Here is a 20,701-nt window from a genome sequence, read left to right as displayed (position 1 = left end):
CCGAGAGGAGCATGCAGGTGGCTGAAGATCTTCTGATTGTAAAAAATTTAAAAAAATACTATCCAATCACAGGCGGTGTTCTTGGAGGGGAAATAGGTGTAGTAAAGGCGGTAGATGACGTATCGTTTACCGTTAAGAGTGGCGAAACTTTGGGGCTGGTAGGGGAGAGCGGCTGTGGAAAGTCCACGACGGGGCGTTCCTTGCTGCGACTGATTGAACCGACCTCAGGTGAAATCAACTTTGACGGGATAAATGTCATGTCACTTTCCACAGATGCAATGAGAAAGATGAGACGTGACATGCAAATTGTTTTTCAGGATCCGTTTGCTTCACTTAATCCTAGACATAATATTGAGAAGATTTTGGAAGAGCCTCTGATTGTACATGGTTTGGGTTCTTCGGCAGAGCGAAAAAAGCGCGTGCAGGAAATGCTGGAGATCGTTGGTCTGAGCAGCTATCACGCGAGCCGCTATCCGCATCAATTCAGTGGAGGACAGAGGCAGCGGATCGGCATTGCGAGAGCACTGATGCTCAAACCCAAATTGATCGTTGCGGATGAGCCTGTGTCTGCACTGGACGTGTCGATTCAGTCGCAGGTGCTCAATCTCATGCAGGATTTGCAACGCGAATTCGGCCTTACATACTTGTTCATTGCCCACGATTTGAGTGTAGTGCGTCATATCAGTGATCGGGTAGGCGTAATGTACCTCGGCAGAATTGTCGAACTGACGACGAGCAGTCAATTGTACTCAAATCCGCTCCATCCGTACACGAAAGCATTACTGTCGGCGGTACCTTCGCCAGACCCTGATGCAGTACGTGAAAGAGTTATCCTCCAGGGAGATGTGCCGAGCCCTGCAAAGCCTCCGAGTGGCTGTACATTCCATACGAGGTGTCCCCATGTGACAGAGGAGTGTCGTACTGTCCGACCAGAATTTGCGGATACAGGCGACGGTCACTTTGTTGCTTGTCACTTATACAAGTCCTAATCGACAAAAGGGAGTTTGCCTGCCGAATAGGAAGTCTTGTAAAGGGGGGATGCAAAGCAGGAGGTATTGTATCGACCATCTACCATCTACCAAAAAGAAACATGCGACCATTCATTAGAAAAAGGGGGATGTTTTCATGAAGAAGAGGGTTCTCTCCGCAACCATGACCAGCCTGGTGGCGCTGGCCATGCTGATTGCTGGATGCTCTAGCACTTCTACGACACAAGCGCCGGCAGAACAACCAAAGACAGAAACTCCGGCACCTGCAACTGAGCCTGCAAAAACTGGACCGAAGCAATTAATCGTCGGTCGCGGTGCAGACACAAAAGGGCTTGACCCAATCACGCAAACAGATGGTGAAACATTTAAGGTAACCGAGAACGTTATGGATACATTGATTGGCTTCGCGGATGGCTCAACAGAGCTCGCTCCATCGTTGGCTGAGAAATGGGAAGTAACTCCTGATGGTCTCGTTTATACGCTGAAACTGAGATCAGGCGTGAAATTCCACGATGGAACTGATTTCAATGCAGAGGCGGTCAAATACAACTTTGAACGCTGGAGCGACAAGAGCCATCCACAGCATTCCCCAGAGGGCTTCGAGTACTACGTAAGCCAATTTGGTGGTTACAAGGGTGACGCGACTCATATCATCAAATCCGTGGAAGCAGTCGATCCGACCACTGTAAAATTCACGTTGAATCGTCCACTGGCTCCATTCCTTGCCAACCTGGCAATGTCTCCTTTCGCGATTGGCTCGCCTGAGGCATTGAAAAAGGATGTTAAGAAATTCAATGAGCATCCAATCGGTACAGGACCTTTCAAATTCGTAGAGTGGAAGCGCAACGACACCATCACACTCGAGAAAAACCCTGATTACTGGAACCCAGGATATCCGAAGCTGGATAAATTGGTGTTCAAGGTCATCCCAGAAAACACTGCACGTCTGACTGCATTGGCATCTGGTGAAATTGACTTGATGGATGGTCTAAACACAGACGATATCCCGGCAGTAAAAGACAATAAAGACTTGCAACTCTTCCTTCGTCCTACTAATAACATTGGATACATCGGCTTTAACGTAGAGAAGAAGCCACTCGACAATCCAAAAGTTCGTGAAGCTATTGCTTATGCGATTAACAAACCTGAAATCGTAACTGCCTTTTTCGATGGGGTTGGAGAACCAGCAGTCAACCCAATGCCAAAAACAATGTGGGGACATAACAACGATATTAAAGATCGTGAGTTCAACCTCGATAAAGCAAAACAATTGCTGGCCGAAGCAGGACATCCAAACGGCTTAAAAATCAAGTTTTGGGCAATGCCAGTTCCACGTCCGTACATGCCAGAGGGTGTGAAGATTGCAGAAGCAATCCAGCAAGACCTGAAGAAAATCGGGGTTGATGCCGAGATCGTGACGATGGAATGGGCTACGTATTTGGAAAAGACTCGTTTGGGTGAGCAAGAAATGTTCATGCTTGGTTGGACAGGTGACAATGGCGACCCTGACAACTTCTTGGCCGTCTTGCTCGACAAAAACAACATCGGAAGCAACAACTATACACGCTGGGCAAACGAAGAAGCACATCAATTGATGATGAAAGCACAGTCCACTCCAGACCAAGCAGAGCGCGAAAAAATGTACAAACAAGTACAAGAGATCATCTTCAAAGATGTGCCAATGGTTCCGCTGGCACACTCTACACCAGCATTGGCAGGAAAAGCGAATATCATAGATTACAACCCGCATCCAAAAGGGTCTGAAAGTTTGGAAAAGGTAGATTTCAAGTAAGCTGATTCATCGTAAAAGGGTAAGAGGAGTGCATACCTCTTCTTACCCTTCTCTCATTATTTGGCGATTATTTTATGCAGGAAGGCGAGGAGATGGCATTGCTAGCTTACAGCATTCGAAGAATTTTAATGCTCATTCCTGTCTTAGTGGGCATGTCAATCATCGTTTTTTCCATTATTCGTGCCATCCCTGGTGATCCGGCTTTGACGATTTTGGGAGAAAAGGCAACACCACAAGCGATTGCAGACATACGAGAAGCGTTGGGATTGAATAATCCGTGGTACATACAGTATTTCGATTATATGAAAGATATTTTGAGCGGAAATCTTGGGGAATCGTTACAAACGAATGCGCCGATTTCAGATGAAATCATGCCTTATTTGGCGGCGACGACTGAACTTACGATTGTGAGTATGCTGATTGCGGTGTTTATCGGTGTAAATGCAGGGATTCTTTCTGCGTGGAAGCAAAACTCCTGGTTTGACTACTGTGCGATGTTGATCGCCTTGGTTGGTGTATCCATGCCAATTTTTTGGCTAGGTTTGATGGAGCAGTGGGTGTTTGCCCAAGAGCTGAAATGGCTGCCATCAGTTGGTCGCGACGATTCGCGTAATCCCGTAGAGGCCATTACGCACTTTTATATACTGGATACGATGATGGCTGGTCGCTGGGATCAGCTATGGGAAGTTATCAAGCATTTGATCCTGCCAGGCATTGCATTAGGTACGATCCCGATGGCGATCATTGCACGTATCACTCGTTCGAGCATGCTGGAAGTCATGCGTGCCGACTATGTCAGAACCGCTCGTGCAAAAGGGCTGACACAGTTTTGGGTCGTGTACAAGCATGCGCTGAAAAATGCAATGATCCCTGTTTTGACGGTAATTGGTTTGCAAACAGGGTTGCTGTTGGGTGGAGCTGTTTTGACAGAGACGATCTTCGGATGGCCAGGTGTCGGTCGTTATATTGTGACCGCCATTGGAAACCGTGACTATCCGGTTATCCAATCCGGTATCCTTGTGATCGCGACGATTTTCGTCCTGATCAATCTCTTGGTCGACCTTCTGTATGCCTATATCGATCCTCGCATCAAATATCGCTAAGGAGGGACGAAGAGACATGGCACAACCACAATTACAACCACAAGATCAGGTAGTACCTTTAAAAGTGAAGCAAGAAGAAGTAGTCTCTCCTTGGAAGGATGCATGGAGGACACTACGAAAAAACAAGCTGGCGTTGGTGGGCTTCGGGATTATTTTGTTTTTCATTGTTGTGGCGGTATTAGCTCCATGGATTGCTCCGTATCCGTACGACGAAGGTCAGCTCGTAATGAAAAACAAGCCACCTTCCGAAGAGCATTGGTTTGGAACAGATTACAATGGTCGTGATGTATTTAGTCGCGTTATTTATGGGGCACAAATCTCCCTGTGGGTAGGGACGTTCTCTGTCATTGGCTCCGTTCTCGCAGGGACCTTGCTCGGTCTTTTGGCAGGATATTATGGCAGATGGATTGATACGATCATTTCGCGTCTCTTTGATATTATGCTTGCATTTCCAAGTATTCTTTTGGCAATCGCTGTCGTTGCCATCTTGGGGCCTTCTTTGCAAAACGCCTTGATTGCCATTGCGATTATTAACATTCCGACATTTGGACGGCTAGTACGTGCCCGTGTATTGAGTTTGAAGGAAGAAGAATTCGTCATGGCGGCACGGGCAATCGGAATGAAAAATTCCCGGATTATCATGCAGCATATTTTGCCGAACAGTCTCGCACCAATCATTGTGACAGGGACAATGGGGATCGCAACAGCGATTATCGAAGCAGCTGCACTTGGCTTTCTTGGGCTGGGAGCACAAGCACCAGAACCAGAATGGGGAAAAATGCTCGCTGATTCACGTCAGTACATTCAGAAAGCACCATGGACCGTTATTTTTCCGGGGCTCTCTATCATGCTGACCGTTCTCGGCTTTAACTTGATTGGGGACGGCCTGCGCGATGCACTTGACCCGCGGATGAAAAGCTAGTCCAATCGCAAAAAAGACAGAAGGGAATGTGATGCCGTCCTTCTGTCTTTTCTTGTTTATCCTTCTTCCATGAAGGTGCGGCACAACTGATTGAAAGCAGGAGCAGCTTTCGTGATGACTTGATGCTTTACGTTCGGGATCATTTCGAGTCTTGCTTTTGGCAATTTCATGCTAAGCGTCTGCGCATAATGGTGCATCCGTTGATCACGTTCGCCATAGGCAAGTAAAATCGGAAGCTGGATGTTGCTCAGGCGCTCTGTACATTGATATCGATGTCCGGCAGCGTAAAGGTATTTCAGGCTAGTAGGATCTGTTTTGGAGGCGTGTGCCGTCCATTTTTCGCGCATTTCTGGGTTATCGACATGTGAGGAAGCAATGGAACGGGCAAGAAGAGGAACGCCGTGAAGCATCGACAACGCCTGGGCCATCCAAAATCGTCCATGTAAATACAGGTCATTCACTTCGGAAAACCCGCTCACGAGTATACCGCCTTGTGCATGATCAGGATAGCGAAGACAATATTCAAGGGCGATAGAGGCACCTTGGGAGTAGCCCAAAATAAAGGGACGCTCAATGCCGAGTGCCGGGATCAGCTTATGGAGCCGTTCTGCCAGCTCCCCAATGGAAAAGGGCTTCTCCATCGGAGAACTGTCGCCATGTCCGGGTAAATCAGGGACAATGAGCTGATATGTATCTGCGAGTGTTTGCTGATAAACAAAATTGATAGAGCCGATACATGGCGCATGGATACACAATAACGGCTGGCCTTTTCCTGATATGTGAAAAGCAAACTGTTTGCCATCCTGATGGACGAGTATTTGTTCCATTTTCATTTTCACCCCACCTATAGGTTGTCCGATCCAAGGGAGATTTTTCAATTGAACTCTTCTTTTTTTGATGGGGAAGTGGTATTCTCGCAATAGAATAATTGGTGAAAGCAGGGTGAAGAAGTTGTTTCAAGAGCGCATTTCGAAGCTCCACACGTTTTTGACAGAGCAAGAGCTGAACGCGGTGTTGATTACCTCTCCCAAGCACGTCTACTATTTGACCGGATTTTTTACTGACCCGCATGAACGTTTTATGGGTCTTGTTATTCCTGCTGAGGGAAAGCCTTCCTTGATTGTACCTGCTCTTGATCGTGAAGCAGCGGCAGAAGCTTCGTTCGTTCAAGATATCCATACACATACGGATATCCAAAACCCGTATGAAATTCTCAAGCAAGTGTTGCCAGCGAACTTGGCGAAGCTCGGCATTGAGAAAAGTCATATGACTGTCGAGCGCTATGAAGCACTTGGACAAGTTGTTCTGGCGTCAAGCTATGTGGACGTGGAAGAGCCACTCCGTGAAATGCGTTTGATCAAATCCGCGGATGAAGTGGATCGTCTGAAACACGCTGTTCAGTTGGTCGAGGATTCCTTGCGGGAGACCCTGAAAAAAGTTCAGAAAGGCATGACCGAGACAGAAATCGTAGCTGAGCTGGAATTCCAGATGAAGCGCTTGGGCGCAGAAGGCCCATCCTTTACGTCCATGGTATTGGCAGGGGAGAAGTCGGCACTTCCACACGGAAAGCCAGGAACCCGCCAGGTGCAAGAAGGCGACTTGCTTTTGTTTGATATCGGAGTAGCTGCAAACGGATATGTATCCGATATTACTCGTACCTTTGCTGTAGGCGAGATCAGTGCCCAGCTGCAAGAGATTTACGAGACGGTATTGGCGGCCAACGAAGCGGCAATTGCTGAGATTCGTCCCGGTGTGACCTTTGCGCATTTGGATAAAACCGCTCGCGATGTCATCACTGCAAAAGGCTACGGTGAATACTTCATGCACCGTCTTGGGCACGGACTTGGGATGGACGTACATGAATATCCGTCTGTTCACAGCCAGAACCAAGAAGTGCTTCGACCAGGGATGGTTTTTACGATCGAGCCGGGCATCTATTTGCCAGGTGTAGGCGGCGTGCGGATTGAAGACGATGTATTGGTTACGGAAACGGGCGTTGAAATACTCACGCAGTTCCCGAAAAAACTGACTTCCATCAACTAATGAAGAAATCATAAAAATTGAATACGTATCGAATGGTGCTGGATGGCATATGCCGTCAGCTTAAAAGGGAAGTCCGGTGAGAAACCGGCGCGGTCCCGCCACTGTAACGAGGAGTGCCTAGCAAATAGCCACTGTTTTTTGGAAGACAAAAAATGGGAAGGTAGCTGGGTGTGTTGATCCGTAAGCCAGGAGACCTGCCATGCGATCCTATACAATCGACCCACGAGGATGGGGCAGATGTGGAAGCAGTCTATAAAAGGGCGCCTTTATGCCTGCTTATAGTTATATCTACGTTTGTCATGCACCTCCCGATTGAAATGGGGGGTGCTTTTTTGTGGAGGATTTGGTTCAAGCCATCATTTCCAAACAGAAAAGAGGATTACAGATGATGAAGGCAAACAAAACGCATACAGTAATAAAAGGACTAGCTTTCGGTATTATGACAGCTGCCATGCTTTTGGTTTCGGCATGCGGCTCCACTACGACAACACAGGCTCCAGCCAAAACAGAACAAACAGCTGCTCCAGCAGCAGAAGGCAAGCCTGTAACACTAACCAATAATGGTATCGAAATGACTTATCCAACAGCACCTGAGCGTGCAGTGACTTTGAACCAGCACGTCACCGAAATCATGCTGGCATTGGGCCTTGCTGATAAAATGGTCGGAACTGCTTACCTGGATGATGAAATCCTTCCTGAGTTAAAAGCAGATTACGACAAGATTCCGGTACTGTCTGACAAGTATCCTACGAAAGAAGTGCTGCTGGCAGCGAACCCAGACTTTGTCTACGCCGGATGGAAAAGTGGATTCGGCGAAAAGGGTGTAGGATCGATGCAAGATTTGGAAAAGGTCGGCATCAAATCGTATCTGCAATCGTCATCTAGCATGCCTGGCCCGACTATCGACGATGTGTTTGCGGACATTACGAACATTGGACGCATTTTCCGTGTGGAGGACAAAGCCAATGATTTGATCCATAAAATGAAGAGTGAAATGGATCAAACAATGAGTAAAATTGGCAAGATTGACGAGCCACTAAAAGTGTTCGTGTACGACAACGGGGAAGATAAACCATTCACAGCAGCCAACAACTACATGACATCCTTAATCAAGAATGCAGGTGGTAAGAACATTTTTGACGATATTCAAAAGGGTTGGGCAGAGGTAAGTTGGGAACAAGTAGTAAGTCGCAATCCAGACGTGATTATTATCGTAGATTACGGGGACAGAACCGTCGAGCAAAAACGCAATTTCCTTTTGAGTAAAAAAGAATTGGCGGATATCCCTGCGATTAAAAATCAACGACTAATGGTATTGCCTTTGTCCGCAGCTTCTGAAGGTGTTCGAGCATCGATTGCACTGAAAATTTTGGCGGAAGGACTCTACCCGGATAAATTCAAATAGAGTACGCCCCTTTTAAGGGAGGGAATAGCACTGCAACAGATCAAGTTACCTTATATCATCCTTACTTTACTGGTCGGACTTTTCCTCTCGATTACGTTCGCAGTTACCCTGGGATCAGTAGAGATTAAGCCGACTACGGTATGGAAAATCGCCTTATCAAAAATTCCGATGTTGGCCCAATTGATCGAAGTGGATTGGTCCAAAGGTGAGCAAACGATTATTTGGGATATTCGCTTTCCTCGTGTACTCTTGGGGGCAATCGTCGGCGCAGGTCTGTCTGTCGTGGGAGTAGCGATTCAATCGTTGGTTCGCAACTCCCTGGCTGACCCGTATGTGTTAGGCGTATCTTCAGGTGCTTCGGTTGGCGCTACCTCTGTAATTATTTTTGGAGCATTCAGCATGTACGGGCAGTATGCGCTATCCTTTGGCGCTTTTACAGGCTCCCTTGTGTCCATCATTCTTATTTTTACGCTATCCCGTATTGGTGGACAAAACTCGACGGTACGCCTGCTCATGGCTGGAATTGCGATATCTGCGATCTTGTCGGCCATTACCAGTCTGCTTGTTTTTTCAGCGCCAAATGAGCATGGAATTGGGACGGTCCTGTTTTGGTTAAGTGGCAGTCTGGCTGGCGGGAAATGGGAGTACCTGACGATCCCTACAATGATTGTCGTCATCTGTCTCATCGTCTTAATGGCCCAATACCGCTCGCTCAATGCGATGCTGATGGGCGAAGAGTCAGCGGGGACATTGGGGGTGAATACGGTACAATTCCGCAAGCTTCTCCTGGTAATCACGGCACTGCTCACGGGGGTGATCGTGTCCATCGCGGGATCAATCGGTTTTGTCGGATTAATGATGCCCCACATCGTCCGTGTAATGGTTGGATCAGATCACAGACGTGTCCTGCCTGTCAGCGCTTTGTTTGGCGCGATCTTTCTCATCTGGGTTGATGTAGTTGCCAGGCTTGCCTTTGCACCGGAAGAGCTGCCGATTGGTATTTTGACAGCACTGTGTGGAGGTCCATTCTTTATATGGTTGATGCTGCGGAGTTCTTATTCCTTTGGAGGTAGCGGACGATGAATTTGCAGGTTGAGAATATATCGGTCGAACTGGAGAAAAAGGGAATCCTGCACAACGTCAGTCTGGAGGTGCGCTCTGGAGAGTTTGTGGGGCTGATCGGGCCGAATGGCAGTGGGAAGTCCACGTTGCTAAAAAGCATTTATCGCGTACTGAAGCCGCGTTCGGGATGGATCTCACTCGATGGCGACGACGTATACAAGCTAACCTCACGCCAAAACGCTCAGCGAATGGCGGCAGTACGGCAGGAGACCTCTGTCGAATTCGATTTTTCGGTGACCGAAATCGTGAATATGGGACGTGCCCCGCATAAGCGACTATTTCAGTCCGATAACGCGGACGACGTTCGGATTTGTGAAGATGCACTACAGCGGGTAGGGATGCATACATACGCTGATCGCAGCTTTTTCAGTTTATCCGGTGGGGAGAAGCAGCGAGTGCTGATTGCCAGAGCTTTGGTGCAGCAAGCGCAGTTTCTTGTTCTTGATGAGCCGACGAATCATTTGGATGTTCGGTACCAGTTGCAGGTCATGGATCTCGTCAAAACGTTGGGGATTACGGTCTTGTCTTCGCTGCATGATCTCAATATCGCAGCGATGTACTGTGATCGGCTGTACGTAATCTGTGAGGGGGAAATCGTTACATCGGGGACACCAGAGGAGGTCTTGACACCCAATCTGATCCGGGATGTTTTCGGAGTAGAAACAGAAGTGACGACCCATCCCATTACAGGAAAAAAGCATGTGTATTTCTACTCGGAAGCGATCCGTGTCAAGCCACCTATCCAGAAGGTAATGAGTGGAGCCAATTAATAGGGTGCAAGTTGAGTTTCGTTGATTTTCATAAGAGGGGGATGCCTAGTCGGCGTCCTTTTTTGTTAAGCCGACGGCAGAAAATTCAATCTTTCCACCAGTTAGATGAAAGGGTCTCTTATTGATCAAAGGAGCCGTGCAATACGTCGCGAATTTGTTGGATATAGCCAAATTTATTTCGATCAGAAAATTCATGGAACAAGATGGGAGATGACCCGTATGACGGAAGTAACGAGAGAACAGGCGCGCAAATTTCACGACGGTGTTCACGTTCTGGATGGGCATTTTGATCTGCTGATGGATGTGGAGATTCAGCGTGGATATGGTCGAACCAAAATGATCGAGACGGAGTACTTGCCACGGTTCCAGCAGGGTGGCGTGCATTCCATTGTGGCAGCCGTGTTCGTCGAGGATGCTTTTGTACCAGAGATGAGTCTTCGCAAGGCGCTCAATCAGATCAGTGCTTTGCATGCAGAGGCGGCAGAGTCTCCCGAGCACATCGTCATCGTCAAAAATCTGGGTGATTTGCAACGGGCAAGAGCGGAGCATAAAGTATCGTTCATTCTGTCGTTGGAAGGGGCAGAGCCGCTGCATAACGATTTGAGTCTCTTGCGTGTCTTTTATGAGCTCGGAGTACGGATGATGGGGCTGGTTTGGAGTCGGCGCAACTTTGCTGGGGACGGCAGCTTTTTTGCACCGGTTCGTGAAGGGAAAAAAGGAGGCATCACCGATTTCGGTGTTCGTCTTATCGAGGAAGCGGAAAAACTGGGTATCGTCATCGATGTGAGCCATTTGAATGACGAAGGGTTCTGGGACGTGATGGAGATCGCAGAAAAACCGGTGATCGCTTCTCACTCCAACAGTCGAACAATCGTGCCGACAATGCGCAATCTGACAGATGAACAGATCAAAGCAATTGCGGAAAAGGACGGACTAGTCGGGTTGAATGCGTGTAGCATGTTTACAGCGACTAACAGTGCCGACTCAACTATCGAGAGACTGATTGATCATGTTGACTATATGAAAAAGCTTGTCGGAGCAAGGTACATCGGTATTGGCTTAGACCTGTGCGATGATTTGACGAAATATTTGCCCTTGGACAAGATTGCCAAAACGAAAGAGATGCCATTTGACGTAGTAAAAGGCCATGCGTCACTGCCGGAAATTACGCGTGAGCTATTGAAGCGCAGATACACCGATGCAGAGATCGAAGGAATCTTGGGTGGCAATTTCCTCAGAGTGTATCAGCAAGTGTGGAAGTAGATCGGGTAACAGGAGGAATGACGGGTGGCACAGACTGGGCACAAACAAGCTTTTTTTGGCTATTATCAATCTGGCATCAAGGTAGCTGATATACGCTTTGAGGATGGGGAAGTTTGGCATCGGAGCACAGGTTGGGATACGGGTGGTACGGTTGACGGTCCATTTTTACTACTGGCTGAAGGGGAAGCAACCTACGAGTTGCCACTCCTTACCCTGGCACAGAAGCTGCCGGAATGGGAGCGAATTGACTGGGAGAGCGAATCAGTCGTGTTTCCGGGAAGTGGAGGGCACTACCAACGCCATCTATCCATCGAAGGAACAGGTCCCACAGGGCAAAAGCAAGCTTGGGTCTGGGCGGTGCGCGAAGCAGCGCAGCCAATTGACTTGATCATTTGTGAGAACGAAGTCATCGCGTTGGTGCTGACAGGTCGTGGTGATAGTGTTGTATTGGTGAAAACAGGGTGGGAGGATTTGACTCCGCTTACGATGTGGCAAGACCCTACGCTGTCTGAAGTTAACTACGGCGTACATCATTTGGGTAGGCATGATGTAGCGATGAGAGATGGCGTTCGGCTGGCTACCGAGGTATGGCTACCCGCAGGCTTGGGGGAAGGACAGCGGGTTCCAACAATTTTCATGCGCACTCCCTATGGACGGATGGATGGCATTTTTCGCCGTTTGCCCTTTGTAGCTCGTGGATATGCGCTGGTTGTTCAGGATACGCGCGGACGGGAAGATTCCGAAGGAGAGTGGATTCCACTCGTTCATGAGCGTAATGATGGAGATGACAGCCTCAACTGGATCGCGAGTCAGGAGTGGTCAGATGGCAACGTAGGGATGCTCGGTGGCTCCTATGTGGGGTACGTGCAATGGGCTGCGGCCGCAAGCGGAAATCCGCATCTGAAGGCGATTTTCAGCTACGTGACAGTAGGAACACCTTATGTGGACATCCCGCGCAAAGGGGGGACGATTCTTGGTGGCCTGTCATGGATTTTCATGATGGCTGAGAAGCGTCGAAATGTCGCGGCTCTTTCCCGAGATGACTGGAGTGAGGTCATCAAAGTGCGTCCGATCAAGGACATCCCGCAAAAAGTGCTGGGGAAAGAAATCCCGTTTTGGACAAAATGGATGGAACACCCGAATGGAGACGAGTTCTGGACCATGTCGGACTGGAAGCGGCATGCGGATCAGGTAAAGGTGCCTGCTACCCTGGTATCTGGCTGGTATGACGACAACGGGATGGGGACGAGCGAATCATGGGAGGTTATCTCCCGAAATGTGCCAGAGCACGCCAGACTCATCTTGGGGCCATGGTATCACAAGGCGAATACGACACGGGAAATCCATCATGTGCCCTTTGGAAACAACGCCATCCGCTACGATCTGGATATAACGCAGCTACGGTGGTTTGACCGCTATCTAAAAGGAGTGGAAAATGGCGTCGATCAAGAGCCGCGGGTTGAGTACTACATGGTGGGAGAAAACGAATGGAAGACCTCGCAGACTTGGCCGCCAGCGGAGACGACGCTGACGAATCTGTATCTGAGCAGTGGGGGAAACGCCAATACGAGCGGCGGAGATGGAACACTGACCCTGTCTATCCCGGATGAACAAGCGGTGGATACATACAGTTATGATCCGCTAGACGCAGCACCGTATCTGTTGGATTTGTCCGAGAATGAAAATAGTGTTCCGGAAAACTATCGTGATGTGGAAGAACGAGCAGATGTACTTGTCTACACATCAGAGCCATTGGAAGAGGAAGTCGTCATCGCGGGAGAAATCTCGGCTATTATCTACGCATCCAGCTCGGCGCGGGATACTGATTGGCTGGTCCGGCTATGTGATGTAGACGAGGAAGGCAATTCGATTCGTCTATCGGACGGGATTATTTGTGCACGCTACCGACACTCATTCGCGGAGCCAGAGCTACTTGTTCCAGAACAAATCGAACGCTATGAGATTCGCATGACCAAGATCGCCAATGTCTTCCGAAAAGGTCACCGTATTCGCGTCTCCGTTACTTCTGGTGCCGAGAACTTCTCGTTCCCCAATCCGAATACAGGCAACGATCTGGCAACGGAAACCGAGACGGTCATTGCCTCGCAACGTATATATCATGACAGCCAGTATCCGAGTCATATCAAGCTCCCTCTCTTGCGTTCTGGGGGAAGCAAGCAATTTTCAGGAGGTATCTAAATCATAATGACTGTTTATAGTTGCAGAATATGCAAGTTCCGTTACGACGAGTGGCTAGGTGATACGAAAAATGGCGTCCCGCCCGGGGTGCCTTTTCCACATTTAGCAGGTTCTGTGTGTACTGATTGTGGGATGAATGAGGAAGGACGGCACTTGCCGCTTCCTGAAACGAAGTACACGAACGTAGAAGCAACGTATTACGATCAGTTTGCCGGGAAGGCTAGCATCGCTTTTTATCGAAACTGGTTGCTGCAGGAAGCGGAGCAATCTTCAGTCTCGGTGCTGGAGCTGGGGGTTGGAACAGGGAGAATTGCCATTGAGCTGGCACGGAATGGCTTGTCCGTCTGCGGGATTGATTGGAGCCCGGATATGCTTGCGATGGCCGCCAAAAAGAAACGGCGCATGTTAAAAGGGAAAGAAGAACTGCTGGAGCTGGTAGAACAAAATATGTGGGAGCTGGAGCTTGATCGGCAATTTACACATGCGCTACTTCCGGAAGGGATTTTTCAGCAGGCCACCTGTAGAGACAAGCAACGTCAATTGCTTTCGGTCATCCACGATTACATAATGGAGGACGGAACAGTGGCAATTGATTTACTCTTGCCGCCAGTAAAAAATCAATGGACAACGATGCAACGCAAATTCGTTTTCCCAGACCGTATGGTATATCAAAAGGTAGAAGGTGAAACCTCGCTCTTGGATCAAAAGTTCCGCTACACGCTTACTTATGAGACTTTTCTTGATCAGATCGAGCAGCCGAGGTATCGCGTAGAGCGAGAGATGGCGTTGCTTTTGCCTACAGAGCTTGAGCTGTTACTGGAAGGATCAGGCTTTCGCGTCACCTATAGCAAAGAGAATGTCTTCCACAAGCAAGACTTCGAGTCGAGTCAAGCGGACGAGGGCTATGATATGGATCGTTGGCAGCATGGGGGATATCCATTCGCTGAACCTGTCGGGAAACCGGGTGGAGCTACCCGCTGGACGATTTTGGCGAAAAAAATTTCTTCCTCCACTTTGTAACAAAAAGTTTGTAGCTGCATCTAACCAGTATGATAGCGAGTGAAGGAGGTCGCGCCCTTGGAAAAATTGCAGCAGACGACTGATGCTGCGTTTGAACAAATCATGAGGGAATATGGGACCCGTGTGCTTCGACTCGTCACCTTTCTGGTCAAGGATCGCAGCTTGGCGGAGGACATTACCCAAGATGTATTCGTTAAGGTGTACCGGCATCTTCCTCGCTTTCGGCAGGAGAGTAGTGTGCACACGTGGTTATATCGAATCGCGGTTAATGAGTGCAAAGGTTATTTGCGTTCTTGGTCGTTCCGTCATATCCTTCCCCGCTCGTGGATGAGACAGAATGGGGAGCTTTCTACAGAAAGTCTTGTTCTCGATCGAGCCGAGAGGGACCAACTCGTAGCAGAAGTGTTGCAGCTCCCTCCGCTCTATCGCCAAGTGATTGCCCTTCATTACTATGCGGATTTATCCATCGGAGAGGTGGCTGAGGTGCTAGGAGTAACGGAAGGAACAGTCAGAACCCGGTTGCATAGGGCCAGACAGCAACTACGGCAGAGTATGGGAGAGGGGAGGGACTGGGAATGGACGAAAACCGATGGCTCACGGGCTTAAAGGAACGGGCAGATCAGACCATTTTTCGTGATGTACAGTTCACTGCATCGATGGAAGAGCATGTACAGCAGAGGGTGAGATCTGGGACTAGGTGGATGACTGGCCGGAGGAAGCTAGCCTTGCCGGGCATTGTACTGACGGTGGGCTTGCTATTGTGGCTGGGGCTCCCCATTCAGGAGGAGAGACAATCTGCACAGCATGAGATGATACCTCCACAACAAGAGGCACGTATACCCTCCCTGTTGCCAGGGGGACAAATCGTCGAAGCGGATTTGTGGAAGCTGTCGCCTTCTTTGTCCTCCACTTACAACAATCAGTCCTTTTCTTATTTGGGAGAAAAACCTGTCCGGATCATGACAGATCAGGACGGTTTGTACGAAGGACAGACGCAGCGGGTGATATGGCTGTTGAATGGGGATTACGCACAAAAAGTAGAGATCGCAGCTTACAACACCGATGGGACCCGTTTGTCATTGGGCAGCTACGAGGTCATGGACCCGTTATACGATGCAGATGGTCATTTTCCTTCAGGGATCGTGTTGCCTGAACCGGGAAAGTGGAAGCTGGAAGTAAAATCAGGAGGCAAACATTTCGGACAAGTTTTTGTTGAGGTGAAAAAGGGGATAGCACCTGCGAATCGTCAGCTCGTCGGGTCTATCATTCAGCGGTATTTGGAGACGGAAAGCGATAAGTTGGGGTGGCTGGGAAAATATCGAGAGATGAACGTTGAGCTACTGGGAGTGGAAGCGCCAGACGCTGCAAAGCGAATTGTATACGCTTGGGTGAAAATAACGGGTAGCAATTCTTCCGCGCTCAGTGCACCGATGGTCTTTCAAATCGTCTACAATGGGAATGACTATCGGGTAACGGACTTCCAAATGCCCGAGGAAGGCAGCAACTACCAGAGCAGCCTGCAAAAACTGTTTCCACCTAAAGTGCTCGAGCAAGTTCACAATCGATCAAAAACAAAGTAAGGATGACAAAACGGACCTTAGCCTAAAAAAGGTCCGTTTTTCGCTTTTCATATCTATCCGTATATTTGAGCACCTATCGCCCAGTACGTCCCATTGCGGCGGGGCAGGTTACTAGCATTTGCAACCATCACTGGGGGATGAGAAACCTGAGTGAAGCCGTTTTGCTCCAAATAAGCGTGAAACGCTGCTTGTTCATCCGGTACGTCTATCCGTACGCGTCCGGTATGATATTGTGTCAGCTTGTACAGGATGTGTTCAGCTATGACGGCATTTTCTGCGACGATCGGTCCAGCGATAAGGTTGACGGGGCCTTGAACGGCAAAGCCATATCCAATGACCTTACCGGAGCGATTTTTGGCTACCAGACAGGTACTAGCTTGTTTCATGCGTTTCTCGAGAAAATGCGAGCGTTTACTACCCAGTGCTGCTTTGTCCAATTCAACCATACTCGAGAAATCGTCCAACTCCATTGACACAATTGCAAACTCATCATTGGCTTCGTTTTGCGGAGGAGCTTTAGGTACAAAGCGTTCAGCTATAAACTTTCGAATACGATCGACTGTCTGGAACCCGAGATTTTTGTACAATGGCTCTCCTTCTGGAGTTGCAATGAGCATAATGGTTGTATCGGTCGAAACAGACGCCATGCACGCCTTCATGACCTGGCGACCATAGCCTTTGCCTTGTGACAAGGGATGGACAATCACCATGCCAATGCTCGCAAGCTTGTCATCGTACGGGATGATCGCCGCACATGAAAGTAGGGTGCCACTCGCGTCTTTGTGACCAAAAACGGTCCCGATAGACAGAATTGTGTGAATTTCCGCTTCGTCGTAATCCCAGCCTACGGAATCAGATAAGGCAATGAGTCCGGGAATATCCGATATCGTTAAGGAATGCAAGCCAGAGTCAACGCTGTTCACTTTGATCATTCTCCGTTTCTTTCTTTGTGTTCGCGGCTGTGTTGCCGAAGAGATCGTTTCATGCTTCCGCCACCTTTTACCACTTTATCACAGGGAAAGTTTGGATTCGAGAAAAAGGAGGCAAATGCCTGATTCTCTTTGGTTGCTCTTTATATCATCGGTTTGTTATAATTACCGTTAGTGTATTTTTTGCGAGGCGCAATCTGAACGTTTGAATGGATTCGCGTGGGAGGGAACGAACAACACATGGATCGTCGTGAAAGACAAAAAAGGATACGAAATTTTTCCATCATCGCCCACATTGACCATGGAAAGTCGACGCTGGCAGACCGCATTTTGGAGCTGACCGGTGCTTTGACTGCACGTGAGATGGAAGCCCAGTTTCTTGACACGATGGAGCTGGAAAAAGAGCGCGGGATTACAATTAAGCTGAATGCCGTGCGTTTGAACTATAAAGCAGATGACGGTGAGGAATACATTCTCCACCTGATTGACACTCCTGGGCACGTCGACTTTACGTATGAAGTATCCCGCAGTTTGGCTGCCTGTGAAGGGGCTATTCTCGTCGTGGATGCGGCACAAGGGATCGAAGCCCAGACATTGGCTAACGTGTATTTAGCGTTGGACAGCAATCTGGAGATCATTCCAGTTATTAACAAGATCGACCTGCCGAGCGCAGAGCCTGAGCGCGTGAAGCAAGAGGTTGAGGACGTGATCGGTCTGGATGCCAGCGATGCGGTTTTGACTTCTGCCAAAGCGGGTATCGGGATTAAGGAAGTACTGGAAGCTGTTGTGCAAAAAGTACCTGCTCCAGAGGGAGATCCGGATGCACCTCTCCAAGCTTTGATTTTCGACTCCTATTTTGATGCGTATCGCGGCGTTATTGCCTCCATTCGTGTCATTAACGGAACCTTGAAAAAAGGTATGAAGATCAAGATGATGGCGACAGGCAAGTCGTTCGAGGTAACCGAAATCGGTACATCGACTCCACGCCAAACGCAAGTAGAAGAATTAACCGTTGGAGATGTAGGCTACGTAGCTGCTTCCATTAAAACAGTGGGAGACACCAGTGTGGGGGATACCATTACAGATGCAAATCGCCCTGCACCTGAACCGCTACCAGGTTATCGCAAAATCAACCCGATGGTTTTCTGCGGTTTGTACCCAATCGAAACGAACGAGTACAACGATCTGCGTGATGCATTGGAAAAGCTTCAGCTAAACGATGCGTCCTTGCAGTTTGAACCGGAGACTTCCCAAGCGCTTGGCTTTGGTTTCCGTTGCGGTTTCTTGGGTCTTCTGCACATGGAGATCATTCAAGAGCGCATCGAACGGGAATTCAACATTAACTTGATTACGACAGCGCCGAGCGTTATTTACCGCATTACCAAAACGAACGGCGAAGTATTCGAAATCGACAACCCGTCCAAAATGCCGGAAGCGCAAAAGATCGAAATGGTCGAGGAGCCTTACGTTACGGCGACTGTTATGGTACCGAAAGAATACGTCGGTGATGTTATGCAGTTGTGCCAAGGTAAACGCGGTGAGTTTCTTGACATGCAGTATATGGGTGAGAACCGTGTGCAGCTGAAGTACGACATGCCTTTGTCGGAGATCGTTTACGATTTCTTTGACATGCTGAAGTCGGGTACAAAAGGCTACGCATCCTTTGACTACGAGCTAGGTGGGTACAAAGCATCCAAGCTGGTGAAAATGGATATTCTCCTCAACGGCGAAGTGGTGGATGCTCTGTCGTTTATCGTTCACAAAGACACGGCTTATCCTCGTGGAAAAGTCATCTGCGAAAAGCTGAAGGAATTGATTCCGCGTCAGCAATTCGAGGTGCCGATTCAAGCGACCATCGGACACAAGGTTGTTGCTCGTGAAACGATCAGTGCGTTGCGTAAAAACGTTCTTGCTAAATGTTACGGCGGGGACATCTCACGTAAACGTAAGCTGCTCGAAAAGCAAAAAGAAGGAAAGAAGCGCATGAAGTCTGTTGGTTCCGTAGAGGTACCGCAAGAAGCATTTATGGCTGTATTGCGCATGGATGATAAGAAGTAGGCCTGACCTTGTGTCAGGTCTTTTCCATTAAAAGCGGTGGTCAAAAAGTCGGCTTTTGATCACGAAGTAGAAAAGAAAGTTGATTCGGCGTCGAAACTGGCATTCACCTTCGAAGTCCGGTGCTCATGTAGGTCCCCTACACTCCGCTCCTCCTTCTTCAGGTTCTCGCCATTTTCTCGGTGCTGAAAAGCCGACTTTTTGACTTTTTATTTTATCAATTTAGGAGGGAAGGGACATGATGCCACAATCGGTTTACATTCACATTCCCTTTTGTACGAATAAATGTTACTACTGTGACTTCAACTCATTTGTGACGAACAATCCGCAGCTCATTTGGGATTACTTAGACGCATTGAAAAGCGAAATGGAGATCACCTTCAGTCAGCAGCCGATCGAGCAGGTGAAAACGATTTTTGTCGGCGGAGGGACACCTACGTTTCTCGATCATGCCCAAATGCGCGCGTTTTTGGAAATGGTACAAAAGCAATTGGGCAAGTACTTGGCGGATGATATCGAGTTTTCGATGGAAGCGAATCCAGGAACGACAGACGTGGAAAAGCTGCGGATCATGCGTGAACTGGGTGTCAATCGGCTGAGCTTTGGTGTGCAGTCCTTTGACGACGCGCTCTTAAAACGACTAGGACGAATCCATGACCAGGAAGCCGTGTACCGCAGTATCGACAATGCGAAAATAGTAGGCTTCGACAACTTCAGCATCGACCTGATGTTTGGATTGCCGGATCAGACACTCGACATTTTCCGTCAAACATTGGACAAGGCATTTGGGCTAGGCACCACCCATTTCTCCGCGTACAGTCTCAAGGTGGAGGAGAACACGCTGTTCCACACCCTTTACCAAAAGGATCAGCTGCCACTGCCATCTGAAGAGACGGAGCTCGAGATGTACATGATATTAATAGAAGAGATGGAGCGGCATGGGTACAAGCAGTATGAAATCAGCAATTTTGCAAAACCGGGCTTTGAGAGCAAACATAATAAAACCTATTGGCTCAATCGTGAATACTATGGGTTGGGTGCAGGTGCCCACGGCTATGTGTGCGGTCACCGACACGTGAATGCAGGCCCGCTTGCGATTTACTTGCAGAAGTGCAAGGAAGGGCTGCCGCGTGTAGAACAATTCGAGGTACCGCGCGAGGATGCCATGGAGGAACAGATGATTTTGGGACTGCGGTTGAGAGAAGGAGTTGATCTTTCGGCGTTTGCTTCCCGTTTTGGGGCAACTGTTCATGATGTTTTTGGGACAATAATAAAAGAAGAGGTAGCCAAAGGAATGCTGGAAGAACAGGACGGGTTTTTGAAGCTGACGAAGCAGGGGCTTCCGCTCGGAAATGAGGTATTTGCGCGCTTTCTCCGTTGAGGATAAAGCGAAACTCGCGAAAAATGAGATTTTTTGTCTCTGGAACTAGCTCAAGTTCGTTGACAAATCCTTCTACTATTGATACCTTAGTATATAGATTTAGCACTCGATAAGCATGAGTGCTAACA

17 protein-coding genes and 1 riboswitch are annotated in these 20,701 nt (G+C 48.6%); of the genes, 15 read left to right on the top strand and 2 right to left on the bottom strand.

Features of this window, described 5'->3' with window-relative positions; translation table 11 throughout:
* The first annotated feature begins 17 nt into the window (after positions 1 to 17).
* From M3630_RS04520 to M3630_RS04505, 4 genes are all read left to right on the top strand, one after another.
* Positions 18 to 989 carry an ABC transporter ATP-binding protein gene (locus M3630_RS04520; RefSeq protein WP_353057212.1) on the top strand — a complete coding sequence of 324 codons (972 nt, stop codon included), beginning with the start codon at positions 18 to 20 and terminating at the stop codon, positions 987 to 989.
* A 136-nt stretch (positions 990 to 1,125) separates the two neighbouring features.
* Positions 1,126 to 2,781 (top strand): ABC transporter substrate-binding protein, encoded by a 1,656-nt coding sequence (locus tag M3630_RS04515; protein ID WP_251251363.1) that lies wholly within the window; start codon positions 1,126 to 1,128, stop codon positions 2,779 to 2,781.
* Positions 2,782 to 2,873: 92 nt separating this feature from the next.
* Positions 2,874 to 3,884 (top strand): ABC transporter permease, encoded by a 1,011-nt coding sequence (locus tag M3630_RS04510; RefSeq protein ID WP_370646706.1) that lies wholly within the window; start codon positions 2,874 to 2,876, stop codon positions 3,882 to 3,884.
* A gap of 16 nt (positions 3,885 to 3,900) precedes the next feature.
* Positions 3,901 to 4,806: an ABC transporter permease gene (locus M3630_RS04505; protein ID WP_173611494.1), complete on the top strand. Its 906-nt coding sequence runs from the start codon at positions 3,901 to 3,903 to the stop codon at positions 4,804 to 4,806.
* A gap of 56 nt (positions 4,807 to 4,862) precedes the next feature.
* Here M3630_RS04505 and M3630_RS04500 read toward each other — a convergent pair whose 3' ends face one another.
* Positions 4,863 to 5,633: an alpha/beta fold hydrolase gene (locus M3630_RS04500; RefSeq protein WP_251251655.1), complete on the bottom strand. Its 771-nt coding sequence runs from the start codon at positions 5,631 to 5,633 to the stop codon at positions 4,863 to 4,865.
* 124 nt (positions 5,634 to 5,757) lie between these two features.
* Between M3630_RS04500 and M3630_RS04495 the strand changes: the two genes are divergently transcribed.
* The 9 genes from M3630_RS04495 (at position 5,758) to M3630_RS04455 (ending at position 16,208) form a co-directional block, all read left to right on the top strand.
* Entirely contained in the window at positions 5,758 to 6,849 is a 1,092-nt protein-coding gene (locus tag M3630_RS04495) for a M24 family metallopeptidase (RefSeq protein ID WP_232774235.1), read from the top strand.
* Between the two features lie 16 nt (positions 6,850 to 6,865).
* A riboswitch (cobalamin riboswitch) is annotated at positions 6,866 to 7,065 on the top strand.
* A gap of 169 nt (positions 7,066 to 7,234) precedes the next feature.
* Positions 7,235 to 8,254 carry an ABC transporter substrate-binding protein gene (locus tag M3630_RS04490; RefSeq protein ID WP_251251654.1) on the top strand — a complete coding sequence of 340 codons (1,020 nt, stop codon included), beginning with the start codon at positions 7,235 to 7,237 and terminating at the stop codon, positions 8,252 to 8,254.
* 24 nt (positions 8,255 to 8,278) lie between these two features.
* On the top strand, positions 8,279 to 9,337 hold the full coding sequence (locus M3630_RS04485; RefSeq protein WP_251251653.1) for a FecCD family ABC transporter permease: 1,059 nt from the start codon (positions 8,279 to 8,281) through the stop codon (positions 9,335 to 9,337).
* Entirely contained in the window at positions 9,334 to 10,146 is an 813-nt protein-coding gene (locus tag M3630_RS04480; protein WP_251251362.1) for a heme ABC transporter ATP-binding protein, read from the top strand. The genes M3630_RS04485 and M3630_RS04480 overlap by 4 nt, the downstream gene beginning before the upstream one ends.
* A 219-nt stretch (positions 10,147 to 10,365) precedes the next feature.
* The gene (locus M3630_RS04475; protein WP_251251361.1) at positions 10,366 to 11,409 is read left to right on the top strand and encodes a dipeptidase; all 1,044 of its coding nucleotides are present in this window, start codon (positions 10,366 to 10,368) and stop codon (positions 11,407 to 11,409) included.
* A 24-nt stretch (positions 11,410 to 11,433) separates the two neighbouring features.
* Positions 11,434 to 13,608, top strand: coding sequence for a CocE/NonD family hydrolase (locus M3630_RS04470; protein WP_251251360.1), 2,175 nt, complete (start codon positions 11,434 to 11,436; stop codon positions 13,606 to 13,608).
* Positions 13,609 to 13,614: 6 nt separating this feature from the next.
* Positions 13,615 to 14,628, top strand: coding sequence for a methyltransferase domain-containing protein (locus tag M3630_RS04465; RefSeq protein WP_251251359.1), 1,014 nt, complete (start codon positions 13,615 to 13,617; stop codon positions 14,626 to 14,628).
* A gap of 57 nt (positions 14,629 to 14,685) precedes the next feature.
* Positions 14,686 to 15,234 carry a sigma-70 family RNA polymerase sigma factor gene (locus M3630_RS04460; RefSeq protein ID WP_173611489.1) on the top strand — a complete coding sequence of 183 codons (549 nt, stop codon included), beginning with the start codon at positions 14,686 to 14,688 and terminating at the stop codon, positions 15,232 to 15,234.
* Complete coding sequence (locus M3630_RS04455; protein ID WP_251251358.1) at positions 15,204 to 16,208, top strand: hypothetical protein; 1,005 nt, start codon at positions 15,204 to 15,206, stop codon at positions 16,206 to 16,208. The genes M3630_RS04460 and M3630_RS04455 overlap by 31 nt, the downstream gene beginning before the upstream one ends.
* Before the next feature lie 53 nt (positions 16,209 to 16,261).
* Here M3630_RS04455 and M3630_RS04450 read toward each other — a convergent pair whose 3' ends face one another.
* Positions 16,262 to 17,140, bottom strand: coding sequence for a GNAT family N-acetyltransferase (locus M3630_RS04450; RefSeq protein ID WP_251251357.1), 879 nt, complete (start codon positions 17,138 to 17,140; stop codon positions 16,262 to 16,264).
* A gap of 237 nt (positions 17,141 to 17,377) precedes the next feature.
* Here M3630_RS04450 and lepA point away from each other — a divergent pair, with 237 nt between their 5' ends.
* Complete coding sequence (lepA, locus tag M3630_RS04445) at positions 17,378 to 19,195, top strand: translation elongation factor 4 (RefSeq protein WP_173611486.1); 1,818 nt, start codon at positions 17,378 to 17,380, stop codon at positions 19,193 to 19,195.
* 235 nt (positions 19,196 to 19,430) lie between these two features.
* Complete coding sequence (gene hemW / locus M3630_RS04440; protein WP_251251356.1) at positions 19,431 to 20,573, top strand: radical SAM family heme chaperone HemW; 1,143 nt, start codon at positions 19,431 to 19,433, stop codon at positions 20,571 to 20,573.
* Positions 20,574 to 20,701: the final 128 nt, after the last annotated feature.

It is taken from the genome of Brevibacillus sp. MER 51 (genome assembly GCF_023714195.1).
GTDB lineage: Bacteria > Bacillota > Bacilli > Brevibacillales > Brevibacillaceae > Brevibacillus.
This window is presented reverse-complemented; position numbering and strand designations above follow the sequence as displayed.